The sequence below is a fragment of the Streptomyces sp. NPDC049585 genome (assembly GCF_040675615.1).
Classification (GTDB): Bacteria; Actinomycetota; Actinomycetes; order Streptomycetales; family Streptomycetaceae; genus Streptomyces; species Streptomyces luteosporeus.
The window spans coordinates 16,632-30,529 of the sequence record NZ_JBFAPE010000003.1 but is presented as its reverse complement, the minus strand read 5'-3'; the positions used below and the strand labels follow the sequence as shown (position 1 = coordinate 30,529).

At 71.5% G+C, this 13,898-nt stretch carries 12 protein-coding genes; 5 read left to right on the top strand and 7 right to left on the bottom strand.

The window, feature by feature from the left end; translation table 11 throughout:
* Positions 1-184 precede the first annotated feature (184 nt).
* The 4 genes from AB0K17_RS04430 to AB0K17_RS04415 all read left to right on the top strand — a co-directional run bounded on the left by AB0K17_RS04430 (position 185) and on the right by AB0K17_RS04415 (position 3,007).
* Positions 185-388 (top strand): cold-shock protein, encoded by a 204-nt coding sequence (locus AB0K17_RS04430; RefSeq protein WP_338781459.1) that lies wholly within the window; start codon positions 185-187, stop codon positions 386-388.
* Positions 389-725: 337 nt separating this feature from the next.
* On the top strand, positions 726-1,040 hold the full coding sequence (locus AB0K17_RS04425; RefSeq protein ID WP_365967035.1) for an SCO5918 family protein: 315 nt from the start codon (positions 726-728) through the stop codon (positions 1,038-1,040).
* Positions 1,041-1,249: 209 nt separating this feature from the next.
* Positions 1,250-1,600 (top strand): MerR family transcriptional regulator, encoded by a 351-nt coding sequence (locus tag AB0K17_RS04420; protein WP_365967036.1) that lies wholly within the window; start codon positions 1,250-1,252, stop codon positions 1,598-1,600.
* 150 nt (positions 1,601-1,750) lie between these two features.
* On the top strand, positions 1,751-3,007 hold the full coding sequence (locus AB0K17_RS04415; protein WP_365967037.1) for a hypothetical protein: 1,257 nt from the start codon (positions 1,751-1,753) through the stop codon (positions 3,005-3,007).
* Between the two features lie 40 nt (positions 3,008-3,047).
* Here AB0K17_RS04415 and AB0K17_RS04410 read toward each other — a convergent pair whose 3' ends face one another.
* The 7 genes from AB0K17_RS04410 to AB0K17_RS04380 all read right to left on the bottom strand — a co-directional run bounded on the left by AB0K17_RS04410 (position 3,048) and on the right by AB0K17_RS04380 (position 12,710).
* The gene (locus tag AB0K17_RS04410) at positions 3,048-5,114 is read right to left on the bottom strand and encodes a transglycosylase domain-containing protein (protein WP_365982065.1); all 2,067 of its coding nucleotides are present in this window, start codon (positions 5,112-5,114) and stop codon (positions 3,048-3,050) included.
* Between the two features lie 96 nt (positions 5,115-5,210).
* Positions 5,211-5,903, bottom strand: coding sequence for a nuclease-related domain-containing protein (locus AB0K17_RS04405; RefSeq protein WP_365982064.1), 693 nt, complete (start codon positions 5,901-5,903; stop codon positions 5,211-5,213).
* 178 nt (positions 5,904-6,081) lie between these two features.
* Entirely contained in the window at positions 6,082-8,208 is a 2,127-nt protein-coding gene (locus AB0K17_RS04400; protein ID WP_365982063.1) for a 3-hydroxyacyl-CoA dehydrogenase NAD-binding domain-containing protein, read from the bottom strand.
* Complete coding sequence (locus AB0K17_RS04395; protein ID WP_365982062.1) at positions 8,205-9,425, bottom strand: acetyl-CoA C-acyltransferase; 1,221 nt, start codon at positions 9,423-9,425, stop codon at positions 8,205-8,207. The genes AB0K17_RS04400 and AB0K17_RS04395 overlap by 4 nt, the downstream gene beginning before the upstream one ends.
* A 230-nt stretch (positions 9,426-9,655) precedes the next feature.
* Complete coding sequence (locus AB0K17_RS04390; protein WP_365967042.1) at positions 9,656-10,927, bottom strand: ribonuclease D; 1,272 nt, start codon at positions 10,925-10,927, stop codon at positions 9,656-9,658.
* Between the two features lie 192 nt (positions 10,928-11,119).
* Positions 11,120-11,779 (bottom strand): response regulator transcription factor, encoded by a 660-nt coding sequence (locus AB0K17_RS04385; RefSeq protein ID WP_071963467.1) that lies wholly within the window; start codon positions 11,777-11,779, stop codon positions 11,120-11,122.
* A gap of 247 nt (positions 11,780-12,026) precedes the next feature.
* A complete protein-coding gene (locus AB0K17_RS04380) occupies positions 12,027-12,710 on the bottom strand; it encodes a DUF3000 domain-containing protein (protein ID WP_365967043.1) in 684 nt (227 codons plus the stop codon).
* A 90-nt stretch (positions 12,711-12,800) separates the two neighbouring features.
* Here AB0K17_RS04380 and hemE point away from each other — a divergent pair, with 90 nt between their 5' ends.
* Positions 12,801-13,877 carry a uroporphyrinogen decarboxylase gene (hemE, locus tag AB0K17_RS04375; RefSeq protein ID WP_365967044.1) on the top strand — a complete coding sequence of 359 codons (1,077 nt, stop codon included), beginning with the start codon at positions 12,801-12,803 and terminating at the stop codon, positions 13,875-13,877.
* Positions 13,878-13,898: the final 21 nt, after the last annotated feature.

Genomic DNA, 13,898 nt, shown 5'->3' with positions numbered 1-13,898 from the left:
GAGTATTCCTCGACCGCCGACCGGAGCGGAATTATTTACCCTGCAGGGCCGATCGCACCGTGCTACTGTCGACGCAGTTGCAGGTGTGGTTGCCAGAAGGTTCATTTCCGACAGGGTGATCATCACGGCGACATGGAATTCACACAGGGTGATTTCCTGACACCGTCTCCCAAGGAGAAATGACATGGCTACCGGCACCGTGAAGTGGTTCAACGCGGAAAAGGGCTTCGGCTTCATCGAGCAGGACGGCGGCGGCGCCGACGTCTTCGCCCACTACTCGAACATCTCCGCCCAGGGCTTCCGCGAGCTGCTGGAAGGCCAGAAGGTGTCGTTCGACATCGCGCAGGGCCAGAAGGGCCCGACGGCCGAGAACATCGTTCTCGTCTGACATCGGCGCTGACGCATCACTTCGCAGCTGGGGCCCGCACCTCTGGGGTGCGGGTCCCGGCTCGCTGCTTTTCGGGGCGTGTGGCGGAAAGCCGGAAAGGCTCCACCGCATCCGGCGACGGGTGCCGCATTCCCCCCACTCAGGCTCGGCCCCCTTCGCATCCGGCTCGTCTCTCGAGATTCTCTGCGCCGCTCATCCGCTGCGGGAATTCCTTGCTGCGCGCCTCGCCGAGGAAGGTTCCGCATGAAGCGTGCCCACACCCCGTCTCCGTGACGTCCTCGCCGGACCGTCCCTCTCGCCAGGTCAGCCCGCCGTACTTCTTCCCCTGTGAGGCATCATGCGCTGTGTCATCGCCCGGTACCCGTTCGATCTGACCAAGAGCGGGGTGATGGCCTCGATGAAGGGCGTCACGCCCGAGACCGTCACGGGTGAGTCCGTGACCATCGGCCGCCGCCGCTACCCGGTCAAGCAAGTGGGCCAGGTCATCACCCGGCAGGACCGCCGCGACTTCACCAGCGGCGAGGTCGTCCGGGCCATGACCCGTCTCGGCTTCACCTGCCACGAACACCCCGAGGCCGCCCCCGCGGGTGTCCCCACCCCGCTCGAAGCCGCGTCGACGCTGTTCGGGGGCATCGTCCCACCGGAGGCGTGAGCAGGCGGAAAACCGCCATCAGGGACCCGGCAAGGGCCCTGCCGACCCACGTCGGCAGGGCCCTTGTCGTCGTTCCGTCTCCTCGCCGCCCGCAGCCGGGACAAGAGGGGCGGCGCCATGTGGGGGTCGCCGGATGGTGTTGAATTCCCTGCGGGGCCCTGGTGCCGTACGGCGCCGGGGCCCTTCGACGCGTTGCACAACGAGGTGACATGACAGCAGACATTCCACTCAGCGACCGCCTGGACGACGACGACTACCCCGCGTACACCATGGGCCGGGCCGCCGCAATGCTCGGCACGACCCCTGCCTTCCTGCGTGCCATCGGTGAGGCTCGTCTGATCACTCCGCTGCGCTCGGAAGGCGGACATCGCCGGTACTCCCGCTACCAGCTGCGGATCGCCGCCCGCGCCCGCGAGCTCGTCGACAGGGGAACCCCGATCGAGGCCGCCTGCCGCATCGTCATCCTTGAGGACCAGCTCGAGGAGGCCCAGCGCATCAACGCCGAGTACCGCCGTGCCGCGAAGCAGGCGTCCGGCGATTGCGGTCCCGGTCCGGGCTGATCAGGCGGGTGCGGGCGGTCGGCCCGCCGGAACCGTGATCGCCCTCGGCTCGGGCACCGTGGCCGCGGACCACCCTTCCCTGCGGAGTTGTCGGACCGGCCTGTGATACTGGCGGCCTGAACACCTGTACCGTCGCCAGGGAGTGCGAAGTTGCTGAAGAGGTCTGTCTACGTCCCGACGGCTCTGGGCTCCCTGTGCGTCGTGACGGCCCTGGTGGTCGGCCTGATGCGCGGTGACGGCGACGGGGACGGTGCGCGCGCGGCGGGGGCGTCGGCCTCCGCGCAGGCCGGGGCGAACAGCGAGGCCAACGGCGGCAAGAAGCCGGAGGAGGTCTGGGACGGCAAGGTCCACGTCCTCGGCGACGGGTCGACGTCCTACACCGGTCCGCAGCCGAACGTGCCCAAGCCGGAGAAGCTCAAGCCCGGCGAGAAGCCCCCGCAGTTCGTGGTGTTCTCGTGGGACGGCGCGCTGGAGGGCGACGACCACCTCTTCTCGCACTTCAGCCGGATCGCCAAGGCGAACAACGCACAGATGACGTTCTTCCTGACCGGCATGTACCTGCTGCCGAAGTCGAAGGCGACGCTGTACAAGCCGCCGCAGCACAAGCCCGGCGAGGCGGCGATATCGTACGCGACCGACGAGCACATCAAGGACACCCTGGGGCAGCTGCGCACGGCCTGGCTCGCCGGCAACGAGATAGGCACCCACTTCAACGGGCACTTCTGCGGCGCCAAGGGCGGCGGGGACTGGAGCCCGCAGGAGTGGAAGAGCGAGATCGAGCAGTCGTACGCGTTCGTGGAGAACTGGAAGACGAACACCGGCTACAAGGACCTGCCCCCGCTGCCCTTCGACTACAAGAAGGAACTGGTGGGCGGCCGCGCGCCGTGCCTGGAGGGGCAGAAGAACCTGCTGACGGCGGCCAAGGAGTTCGGCTGGCGCTACGACGCGAGCTCGCCCGGCGACTTCCAGCTGTGGCCGTCGAAGGTCGACGGCATGTGGAACTTCCCGCTGCAGCTGCTGCCCTACCCCAAGAGCGACAAGCAGGTCCTGTCCATGGACTTCAACTTCCTCTTCAACCAGTCCGGTGACAACACCAAGGGCGATCCGGCGAAGTACGACGAGTGGCGGAAGCTGACGCGGGACGGCTACCTCAACGGTTTCGAGCGCGTCTACAACGGCAGCCGGGCGCCCCTGTTCATCGGCAACCACTTCGAGGACTGGAACGACGGCATCTACATGAAGGCCGTGGAGGACGTCATGAAGTCGGTGTGCAAGCGGGACGGGGTGCGCTGCGTGTCCTTCCGGCAGGTCGCCGACTGGATGGACGCCCAGGACCCGAAGGTCCTCGCGAAGCTGCGCACCCTGGATCCGGCGCAGGCGCCGGACTGGAAGACGTTCCTGAAATAGACCGCCCCGGCGAGCCCTGCGGCAGGCCCTGCGGCAGTCCCTACGACGTGCCCATGTAGGCCGTCCAGATCTGCAGCGGGTAAGGGCTGCCCTGGGCGGCCTTGACGCCGCCCAGCCCGTCCAGGGGCAGCAGCTCCTGGCTCTTGGGGTCGATGCGGGAGAGGGAGACGGCGGTGGCGACGGTGCCGCGGTAGCCGGCGAACCAGGCCGACTTGTTGTCCGGGCCGGTGCCGCTCTTGCCGGCCGCTCCGGGGCCGGCGGCCTTGGCGGCGACCGCGCTGCCGCGCTGGACGGACTCGTGCAGGGCGTCGTCGACGGCCCCGGCCGCGCCGGCGGTCAGGGCGCGCTGGGCGGCGGGCTTCTCCACGGGCACCGGGTCGCCGTTGCGGCTGAGCGCGGAGACGGAGTACGGCTCGGTGTGCATCCCCTTGCCGGCGAACGTGGCGTAGGCGCTGGCCATGCGGATGGCGCTGGGGCGGGTGGTGCCCAAGGAGAAGGCGGGCACCTGGGGGCCGAGGCTCTCGGGAAGCAGTCCGGCCTGGACGGCGGTGCGGCTGACGCGGTCGAGTCCCACATCCATGCCGAGCTGCATGATCGGGGAGTTCACGGACTGGGCGACCGCTTCCTTCAGGGAGATCTTCCCCCATGACCTGCCGTCGTCGTTGCGCGCCTTGACGATCTTGCCGGAGCGGTCCCAGTAGGGGCCCTCGGGCGTGCGCACGGCGATCTTGTCGTTGCCGTCGTAGACGGTGGCGGGGGTCACGGGGGTGCGGGTGGCACCGCGTTCGCGCTGGATGCCGTTGGTGAGGGCGGAGGCATAGACGAAGGGGGCGAAGGCGGTGCCGGCCGGGACGACGGTGGAGTTGGCATCGTTGAAGCCCTGCTTGAGGTAGTCCGGTCCGCCCTGGAGGGCGACGATGCGCCCGTCGGTGGTGACGGAGGCGGCGCCGATGCGCACGTCGCGGTCGATCTCGCGGTTGGCGGGGTCGAGCTTCTCGCGCACCGCGGCCACCGCCTTGTCCAGCGCCTCGACCTTGGGCTTCTCGAAGGTGGTGCGGATCTGGTAGCCGCCGAGGTCGAATTCGGCGTCGGAGACGTCGCTGTGGGCGCTGACGTAGGCGCGGGCGGTGTCGACGAGGTAGCCGACCTGGCCGGTGAGCCCCTTCGGCTTGGGTGGTGTCCTGGGCTCGGGGAAGGTGGTGTAGCCGGCGCGCTCGGCGGGCGAGAGTTTGCCGATGGCGACCATGCGGTCGAGGATCCACTTCCAGCGCTCGACGGCGCGCTCGTGGTTCTTCGGGCCCATGGCCGGGTCGTACAGGGCGGCTCCCTTGAGGAGGGAGGCGAGGAAGGCGCCCTCGCTGGGGTTGAGCTGGGAGACGTCCTTGCCGTAGTAGGCGTGGGCGGCGCGCTGGATGCCGTAGCTGCCGCGCCCGTACCAGCTGGTGTTGAGGTAGCCCTGGAGGATGTCGTTCTTGCTCAGCTTGTCGTCGAGCTTGATCGCGATGATCATCTCGGTGAGCTTGCGGGTGAGCGTCTGCCGCTGGTTGAGGTAGGCGTTCTTGACGTACTGCTGGGTGATGGTGGAGCCGCCCTGGGTGTCGCCGCCGGTGAGCATGCGGGTGGCGGCGCGGGTCATGCCGCTGACGGAGACGCCGTCGTCGGAGTAGAACGTCTCGTTCTCCGCGGCGAGGGCAGCCCAGCGGACCTTCTCCGGGATCTTCTCCAGGGTGGTGTCCTGGCGGTCGACGGGGCCGGTGCGGGCCATCTCGGTGCCGTCGGCCCAGTAGTAGACGTTGTCCTGCTGGGTGGCGAAGGCGTTGAGATCGTCGGGTATGTCCGTGGTCGCGTAGAGGATGCCGAAAAGGGTGATCGCGGTGCCGGCGAAGGAGCCGAGGAGCCCCAGCGTCTGACGCCACGACGGCACCCAGCGGCGGAAGCCCTTCTTCCCCGGGCGGGGGTAGGCGGGCTTGAGGCGCTTCCAGAGGCCCAGCGAGGCGAACCGTTTCAGCCGTCGCAGCGCGGGCGGGTCCGTACGGGGCCGGGCACGCCGGCCGCGCGAGCCGGTGGAGTGGTTTCGGCCGTGCGCACTGCCCTGTTCTGCCACCACCGGTTGAACCTGCCCTCGCCCGAACATCCATCGCTGGATCTCTTACTCGATTTCGGGCCGAGTCTGCCACAAGCGGAATATGCGGGCTCCACCTCTTCAGGCGGCGAACCACACCCGGCGGTTGCGTGCCACGGTGTGGATCCGGTCCACCCGGTCCGGGCGCAACACCCCGCCCAGGGTTCCCAGGCCGGCCGCCACCTCGTCCTCGCGCAGCACCCGTACGTCGCGCAGCGCCGGCGTCACCCGGGCCTCGGCCGCTCCGGCCAGCACCAGCACGGCCCGCACCGGCACCGGGTAGCCGCAGCAGCGCGAGAGCACCGGGGCGCAGCGCTGCGCGCCGCGCCGGGCCCGCCGTACGCAGGGGCGCGGCTGCCGCTCGCGCCCCACCCGTACCTCGTCCTCGCCCACCTCGACGTGCGTCGCCGGCACGGGCTCGGTCTGGACGCAGAAGACGCCGCCGGGGCCGATCAGCAGGTGCGGGATGACGGCGTCCCCGGGCAGCACGAGGGAGTGCACGACCTCCCAGCCGCCCGGGGTGAGCCCCTCCAGTTGTGCCCCGACCCGCACTTCGGCGGCCAGCGACCTGCGCCAGGAGTCCTCCACCGGCCGCCGGCCCAGCAGCCGGGCCAGGGCCAGGGACAGCCGGCCGCGGCGCGAGGCCTCCAGCCGGGCGCGCAGCGTCTCGCCCGGCCGGTTCGGGGCGAGGTCGTCGTCGGGTGGCAGGAAGAGCCTGTCCGGGTCGTAGACCCTCCCGTTGGCGCTGCGCTTCGCTTCCGGCCGCTCTCGCACGCCCATCACCCCCCACCCGCCATACTGCCGCAGAAGTGCGGGAACCAACCCATTCGCCCACCCGTTGAACGCGGTGAGGCCCCGCGGCGTCCCCCCGACCGCGGGGCCTCACCAGTGTTCCGGTACGGGACGGGGCCCGGTCGCCGCGCGACCGGGCCCCGTCCGGGTACCACTTCGGCTACGCCGGGACGCTCGCCACGCCCTGCGGCAGGAAGCGCTTGCCGTTCACGCGCTCGGAGACGCCCTCACGGTCCAGGTACGGCGTGACGCCGCCCAGGTGGAAGGGCCAGCCGGCGCCGGTGATCAGGCACAGGTCGATGTCCTGCGACTCGGCGACGACGCCCTCCTGCAGCATCAGGCCGATCTCCTCGGCGACCGCGTCCATGACGCGGTTGCGGACCTGCTCCTCGGTCAGGACGACGTCGCCCTGCTGCAGCAGCGCCGCCACCTCGGGGTCCAGCTCCGGCTTGCCGGAGTCGTAGACGTAGAAGCCGCGCTTGCCGGCCTTGACCACGGCCGCGAGGTTCGGGGAGACCTTGAAGCGGTCGGGGAACGCGCCGGCCAGCGTCTCGGAGACGTGCAGGCCGATCGCCGGGCCGACCAGCTCCAGCAGCACCAGCGGCGACATCGGCAGACCGAGCGGCTCGACGGCCTTCTCGGCCACCGCGACCGGGGTGCCCTCGTCGATGACGTTCTGGATCTCGCCCATGAAGCGGACCAGGATGCGGTTGACCACGAACGCCGGGGCGTCCTTGACCAGCACCGCGGTCTTCTTCAGCTTCTTGGCCACGCCGAAGGCGGTGGCCAGCGCGGCGTCGTCGGTCCGCTCACCGCGGACGATCTCCAGCAGCGGCAGGATCGCGACGGGGTTGAAGAAGTGGAAGCCCACGACCCGCTCGGGGTGCTTGAGCTTGGAGGCCATCTCCGACACCGACAGCGAGGAGGTGTTGGTGGCGAGGATCGCGGTCTCGGGGACCACCGCCTCGACCTCCGCGAACACCTGCTGCTTGACGCCCATCTCCTCGAAGACGGCCTCGATGACGAAGTCGGCGTCGCCGAAGGCGGCGGCCTTGTCCAGGGAGCCGGTCACCGCGGCCTTGAGGCGGTTGGCCTTGTCCTGGTTGATGCGGCCCTTGAGCAGCAGCTTGTCGATCTCGCCGTGGACGTAGGCGACGCCCTTGTCCACGCGCTCCTGGTCGATGTCGGTCAGCACGACCGGCACCTCCAGACGGCGGGCGAACAGCAGCGCCAGCTGCGAGGCCATCAGGCCGGCGCCGACGACGCCGACCTTGTTGACCGGGCGGGCCAGCGACTTGTCCGGGGCACCGGCGGGGCGCTTGCCGCGCTTCTGCACCAGGTTGAAGGCGTAGATGCCGCTGCGCAGCTCGCCGCCCATGATCAGGTCCGCGAGGGCCTGGTCCTCGGCGTCGAAGCCCTGGCGCAGGTCGCCGTTCTTGGCGGCGGCGATGATGTCGAGGGCCCGGTAGGCGGCCGGGGCCGCGCCGTGCACCTTGGAGTCGGCGAAGGCGCGGCCGCGCTCGACGGCCCGGTCCCACGCCTCACCGCGGTCGACCTCGGCCCGCACGACCTCGGTGTCGCCCTTGAGGACGGAGGCCGTCCACAGCAGCGACTGCTCCAGGAAGTCCGCGCCCTCGAAGAGCGCGTCGGCGATACCGAGCTCGAAGACCTGCTTGCCCTTGAGCTGGCGGTTCTGGTTGAGCGAGTTCTCGATGATGACCGAGACCGCGCGGTCCGCGCCGATGATGTTCGGCAGCAGGGTGCAGCCGCCCCAGCCCGGGACGAGGCCCAGGAAGACCTCGGGCAGGGAGAAGGCGGGGATCGCCTTGGAGACGGTGCGGTAGGTGCAGTGCAGGCCGACCTCGACGCCGCCGCCCATGGCCGCACCGTTGTAGTACGCGAAGGTGGGCACGGCCAGCGAGGACAGGCGCTTGAAGACGTCGTGGCCGCCCTTGCCGATGGCCAGGGCCTCCTCGTGCTTCTTCAGCAGCTCGACGCCCTTGAGGTCGGCGCCGACGGCGAAGATGAACGGCTTGCCGGTGATACCGACGCCGACGATCGAGCCGTCCTTCGCCTCCGCCTCGACCTGGTCGATCGCGGCGTTGAGGTTGGCGAGGGACTGCGGGCCGAAGGTGGTCGGCTTGGTGTGGTCCAGGCCGTTGTCCAGCGTGATGAGCGCGAAGCGGCCCGCGCCCGGAAGGTCGAGGTGGCGCACGTGCGCCTGGGTGACGACCTCGTCGGGGAACAGCTCGGCCGCGCCCTTCAGGAGCTCAGCGGTGGTGCTCACTTGTTGCCTCCGTCGAAGTGCGGGTTCTCCCAGATGACCGTGCCGCCCATGCCGAAGCCGACGCACATCGAGGTGATGCCGTAGCGGACGTGCGGCTGCTCCTCGAACTGGCGGGCCAGCTGCGTCATCAGACGGACGCCGGAGGAGGCCAGCGGGTGGCCGAAGGCGATGGCGCCGCCGTACTGGTTGACGCGCGGGTCGTCGTCGGCGATGCCGTAGTGGTCCAGCAGCGACAGGACCTGGACGGCGAAGGCCTCGTTGATCTCGAAGAGACCGATGTCGTCGATCGTCAGACCGGCCTTGGCCAGCGCCTTCTCGGTGGCCGGCACCGGGCCGATGCCCATGACCTCCGGCTCCACGCCGGCGAAGGCGTAGGAGACCAGGCGCATCTTCACCGGCAGGCCCAGCTCGCGCGCGACGTCCTCGGCGGCGATCAGGGAGGCGGTGGCACCGTCGTTGAGACCGGCCGCGTTGCCCGCGGTGACCCGGCCGTGCGGACGGAAGGGGGTCTTGAGGTTCGCCAGGTTCTCCAGCGTGGTGCCCGGGCGCATCGGCTCGTCCGCCGTGGCCAGGCCCCAGCCCGTCTCGCCGCCCTCGGGGGACGTGCGGCGGATGGAGATCGGCACCAGGTCGGCCTGGATCTTGCCGTCGGCGTACGCCTTCGCGGCCTTCTCCTGGCTGCGCACCGCGTACGCGTCGGCGCGCTCCTTGGTCAGGTGCGGCAGGCGGTCGTGCAGGTTCTCCGCGGTCATGCCCATGAACAGGGCCGACTCGTCCACCAGCTTCTCGGAGACGAAGCGCGGGTTGGGGTCGACGCCCTCGCCCATGGGGTGGCGACCCATGTGCTCGACACCGCCGGCGAGGGCGATGTCGTACGCGCCGAGGGCCACGCCGCCCGACACGCTCGTCACGGCGGTCATCGCACCGGCGCACATGCGGTCGATGGAGTAGCCCGGCACGGACTGCGGCAGGCCCGCGAGGATGCCGGCGGTGCGGCCCAGGGTCAGCCCCTGGTCGCCGATCTGCGTGGTCGCGGCGATGGCGACCTCGTCGATGCGGGCCGGGTCCAGGTCCGGGTTGCGGCGCAGCAGTTCCCGGATGCACTTGACGACCAGGTCGTCGGCGCGGGTCTCGTGGTAGATGCCCTTCGGGCCCGCCTTGCCGAACGGGGTGCGGACGCCGTCGACGAAGACGACGTCCCTAGCGGTACGAGGCACGTTGGCTCTCCTCCAGGTGGATCGCTGCGCGCGGGCATGCCGATACGGCTCCGCCGCGGTGCGGGCTGACACCGTCATGCTACTTGCGGGTAACCACACTGCACAGCCCCCCTGGCGGGGCGTCGAAGGTCACATTCCACGAGGCGGGGGCGGGTCCCGCAACGCGAACGCCGGACGGGCTGCGCTGCAGCCCGTCCGGCGTTCGAGGACTTTGCCGTGCCGGCGCGCGCTCAGTGCGCCGCCAGCGCCTTCGCCAGGACCGGGGTCACCTGCTCGACCTGCCACGGCCGCGCCCCGTACCCGACGAGGATCTCCGCCACGGCCTCCGCCGTCACCACGCGCGGCGGCTCCCAGCACAGCCTGCGCACCGTGTCCGGCGTGATCAGGTTCTCCTGCGGCATGGACAGCCGTTCCGCCAGCTCGGAGACGGCCGTGCGGGCGGCGGCCAGGCGGGCCGCGGCGGCCGGGTCCTTGTCGGCCCAGGCGCGCGGCGGGGGCGGCCCGGTCAGCGGCTGGCCCGGCTGCGGAAGCTCCGACTCCGGCAGGGCGCGGGCCCGCTCCACGGCGGCCATCCACTGCTCCAGCTGCTTGCGGCTGGTGCGGTGCCCGAAGCCGGGCAGCGCCGCCAGCGCCTGCGCGGTGGCCGGCAGGGCGAGGGCGGCCTCGACGATGGCCGCGTCGCCGAGCACCTTGCCCGGGGAGACGTCGCGCCGCTGGGCGATCCGGTCGCGTACGGTCCACAGCTCGCGCACGACGGCCATCTGCCGGCGCCGGCGCACCTTGTGCATGCCGGAGGTGCGGCGCCAGGGGTCCTTGCGGGGCGGGGCCGGCGGTGCCGAGGCGATGGCGTCGAACTCCTGGCGGGCCCACTCCAGCTTGCCCTGGCGTTCGAGCTCCGCCTCCAGCGCGTCACGCAGGTCGACCAGGAGTTCGACGTCGAGGGCGGCGTAGCGCAGCCACGGTTCGGGCAGCGGGCGGGTGGACCAGTCGACGGCGGAGTGGCCCTTCTCCAGGGCGTAGCCCAGGACGTTCTCGACCATGGCGCCGAGGCCGACGCGGGCGAAGCCGGCGAGCCGGCCGGCGAGCTCGGTGTCGAAGAGCCGGGCCGGCGTCATCCCTATCTCGCGCAGGCACGGCAGGTCCTGGGTGGCGGCGTGCAGCACCCACTCCGCGTCGCCGACGGCCTCGCCGAGGGCGGTCAGGTCGGGGCAGCCGACGGGGTCGATCAGGGCGGTGCCGGCGCCTTCGCGGCGCAGCTGGACGAGGTAGGCGCGCTGGCCGTAGCGGTAGCCGGAGGCGCGTTCGGCGTCGACGGCGACGGGGCCGGTGCCCGCGGCGAAGGCCGCGACCACCCGGTCCAGGGCGTCGGCGTCGGCGACCACCGGGGGGATGCCCTCGCGCGGCTCCAGCAGGGGGATCGGCGCCGGTTCGACGTCGTCCGGGGGGCCGCCCCCGGTGGTTCGCAGTGTCGTGTCTGCTGCGGTCTCTTGGGCGTCGGTCACCGGTCAAGGGTATCTGTGCATGGCAAGCGCCCGTCGCCGGAACGTTCCGGCGACGGGCGCGGCCGTCTCGTGGCGCGCTGTGCGCACCCTCGGTGCCCGCTGTGCGCGGGCCCGGCGGACCCGGTTGGCTCAGCGGACTCAGCGGACTCAGCGGACTCAGAGGGCCCAGCAGGCCCAGCGGGCCCAGCGGACTCAGTGGATGATGCCGGTGCGCAGGGCGACGGCGACCATGCCGGCCCGGTCGCCGGTGCCGAGCTTGCGGGCAATGCGGGCGAGGTGGCTCTTGACGGTGAGCGCCGACAGGCCCATGGAGACGCCGATGGCCTTGTTGGACTGGCCCTCCGCAACCAGCCGCAACACCTCCACCTCGCGTCCGGAGAGCTCGCGGTAGCCGCCGGGGTGCCCGGGGGCGCCCGGGGGGCGGCGCTGCATCCGCGCGGCGGCGGAGCCGATGGGGGCGGCGCCGGGTCGACCGGGCACGCCGAGGTTGGTGCGGGTGCCGGTGACGACGTAGCCCTTGACGCCACCGGCGAGGGCGTTGCGTACGGCGCCGATGTCGTCGGCGGCGGACAGGGCGAGCCCGTTGGGCCAGCCTGCGGCGCGGGTCTCGGAGAGCAGGGTCAGGCCGGAGCCGTCGGGAAGGTGGACATCGGCGACACAGATGTCGCGTGGACTGCCGATGCGCGGCCGGGCCTCCGCGATGGACGACGCCTCGATCACGTCGCGCACGCCCAACGCCCACAGATGGCGGGTGACCGTGGAGCGGACCCGGGGGTCGGCGACGACGACCATGGCCGTCGGTTTGTTCGGGCGGTAGGCGAGGCTAGCGGGTTGCTCGAGGAGAACGGACACCAGGCCTCCAGGTGGGGGGAGTGGCGGGGACGGGTGCCGACTTGGGGATAAGCCGGGGCGTTCCGTATCGGAAGGGTCACAAGGTGCTTCGGCAACCGAACCGCCCGGCTTTAGGGAATGATCACGAATTGGTGAGTAACAATTCGGGCAATACAGACGATTGCCCGATCGTGTTCGTCACCCGAATGACCGAAACCCGCCGGTCGCAGGCGCGACCGGCGGGTCGGAAGGGGCGGGTGGGGGGAGCTCAGCGGGGGTGCGGCCCCCGGCGCTGCGGCAGCGTCACGATGCCCGCCTCCGGGCCGCCGCCCGGCGGCAGCCCCGCGATCTGGCACAGCAGGTCGCACCACGCCGCCAGATGCGCCCCGGTGTCCGGCGCCACCGGCTCCGCGCCCCGCGCCCCGGCCTGGCCGCCCGGCCGCGTGGCGGGCGAAGGAGCCGGCGACCACGAGGCCCGGATCTCGATGCGCGTGGACGGCTCCCGCTCGCGCAGTCCCCCGAAGTAGTGGGAGCCGGCGCGCGTGACGGTGCCGCTGGGCGCCACGTACGGCACCCGGCGCGCCTCCAGGGCGCCGGTGAGCCACGACCAGCACACCTCCGGCAGCAGCGGATCGGCCGCCATCTCCGGTTCCAGCTCCGCGTGCACCAGCGTCACCAGGCGGAAGGTGCCGCCCCACGCCTCGTGCCCGGCGGGGTCGTGCAGCAGGATCAGCCGCCCGTCCGCCAGTTCCTCGTCGTCCACGACGACCGCCGCCTCCAGCGCGTACGAATACGGGGCGAGCCGCTGGGGCGGCGGTGTCGCGTCCAGCTCGATCTCGGGCCGCAGGCGTACTGCTTGCAGCCCGGCGACAGCCTGCCGGAAGACGGACGGGGTGCCCTCCCCATCCGCGTCGTCCGGACCGTCCGAGAGGTGTCCCTGCGCCGCAGCCATGCCCGGAAGACTAGGCGGAAGGGCGCGCGGTTCCGGGTAGGACACCCACACGGGCGGGTCACTCGTTCGGCCCGTGCGAAGATTTGGGGCATGAGTGAGCGCAGCCACCAGCAGACCGGCCGCACCGCGGCACACGAAGCGGCCCACGACTCGGCCTTCCTGCGGGCGTGCCGGCGTGAGCCGGTGCCGCACACGCCGGTGTGGTTCATGCGCCAGGCCGGCCGCTCGCTCCCGGAGTACCGCAAGGTCCGCGAGGGTGTGCCGATGCTGGAGTCGTGCATGCGCCCGGAGCTGGTCACCGAGATCACCCTGCAGCCGGTGCGCCGGCACGGCGTCGACGCGGCGATCTTCTTCAGCGACATCGTCGTGCCGCTGAAGGCCATCGGCATCGACCTCGACATCAAGCCGGGCGTCGGCCCCGTCGTGGCCGACCCGGTGCGCACCCGCGCCGACCTCGAACGCCTGCGGCCGCTGGAGCCCGGCGACGTGTCGTACGTCACCGAGGCCATCGGCATGCTCACCGCCGAGCTCGGCGCCACCCCGCTCATCGGCTTCGCCGGCGCGCCGTTCACCCTCGCCAGCTACCTCATCGAGGGCGGCCCGTCGCGGACGTACGAGCGCACCAAGGCCATGATGTACGGCGACCCGCAGCTGTGGGCCGACCTCGTCGGGCGCCTGTCGGCCATCACCTCGGCGTTCCTGCGCGTGCAGATCGAGGCCGGCGCCAGCGCCGTCCAGCTCTTCGACTCCTGGGCCGGCGCCCTGGCCCCCGCCGACTACCGCCGCTACGTCATGCCCGCCTCCTCCGAGGTCTTCGCCTCCGTCGCCGACTACGGCGTCCCGCGCATCCACTTCGGGGTGGGCACCGGCGAACTGCTCGCCCTCATGGGCGAGGCCGGCGCGGACGTCGTGGGCGTCGACTGGCGCGTCCCCCTGGACGAGGCCGCCCGCCGCATCGGCCCCGGCAAGGCCCTGCAGGGCAACCTGGACCCGACCGTGCTCTTCGCCCCCCGCGAGGCCGTCGAGACCAAGACGGACGAGGTCCTGGCCGCGGCGCGCGACCTGGAGGGCCACGTCTTCAACCTGGGCCACGGCGTCATGCCGTCCACCGACCCGGACGCCCTGACCCACCTCGTCGAGTACGTCCACGAGCGCACGGCGCGCTAGCCCCGGCGACGGATCCACGGC

Excerpts from the sequence above, each read along its gene's own strand:
- AB0K17_RS04425 (WP_365967035.1), top strand. The coding sequence starts at position 726 with ATGCGCTGTGTCATCGCCCGGTACCCGTTCGATCTGACCAAGAGCGGG.
- hemE (WP_365967044.1), top strand. The coding sequence starts at position 12,801 with ATGAGTGAGCGCAGCCACCAGCAGACCGGCCGCACCGCGGCACACGAA.
- AB0K17_RS04420 (WP_365967036.1), top strand. The coding sequence starts at position 1,250 with ATGACAGCAGACATTCCACTCAGCGACCGCCTGGACGACGACGACTAC.
- AB0K17_RS04380 (WP_365967043.1), bottom strand. The coding sequence starts at position 12,710 with ATGGCTGCGGCGCAGGGACACCTCTCGGACGGTCCGGACGACGCGGAT.
- AB0K17_RS04430 (WP_338781459.1), top strand. The coding sequence starts at position 185 with ATGGCTACCGGCACCGTGAAGTGGTTCAACGCGGAAAAGGGCTTCGGC.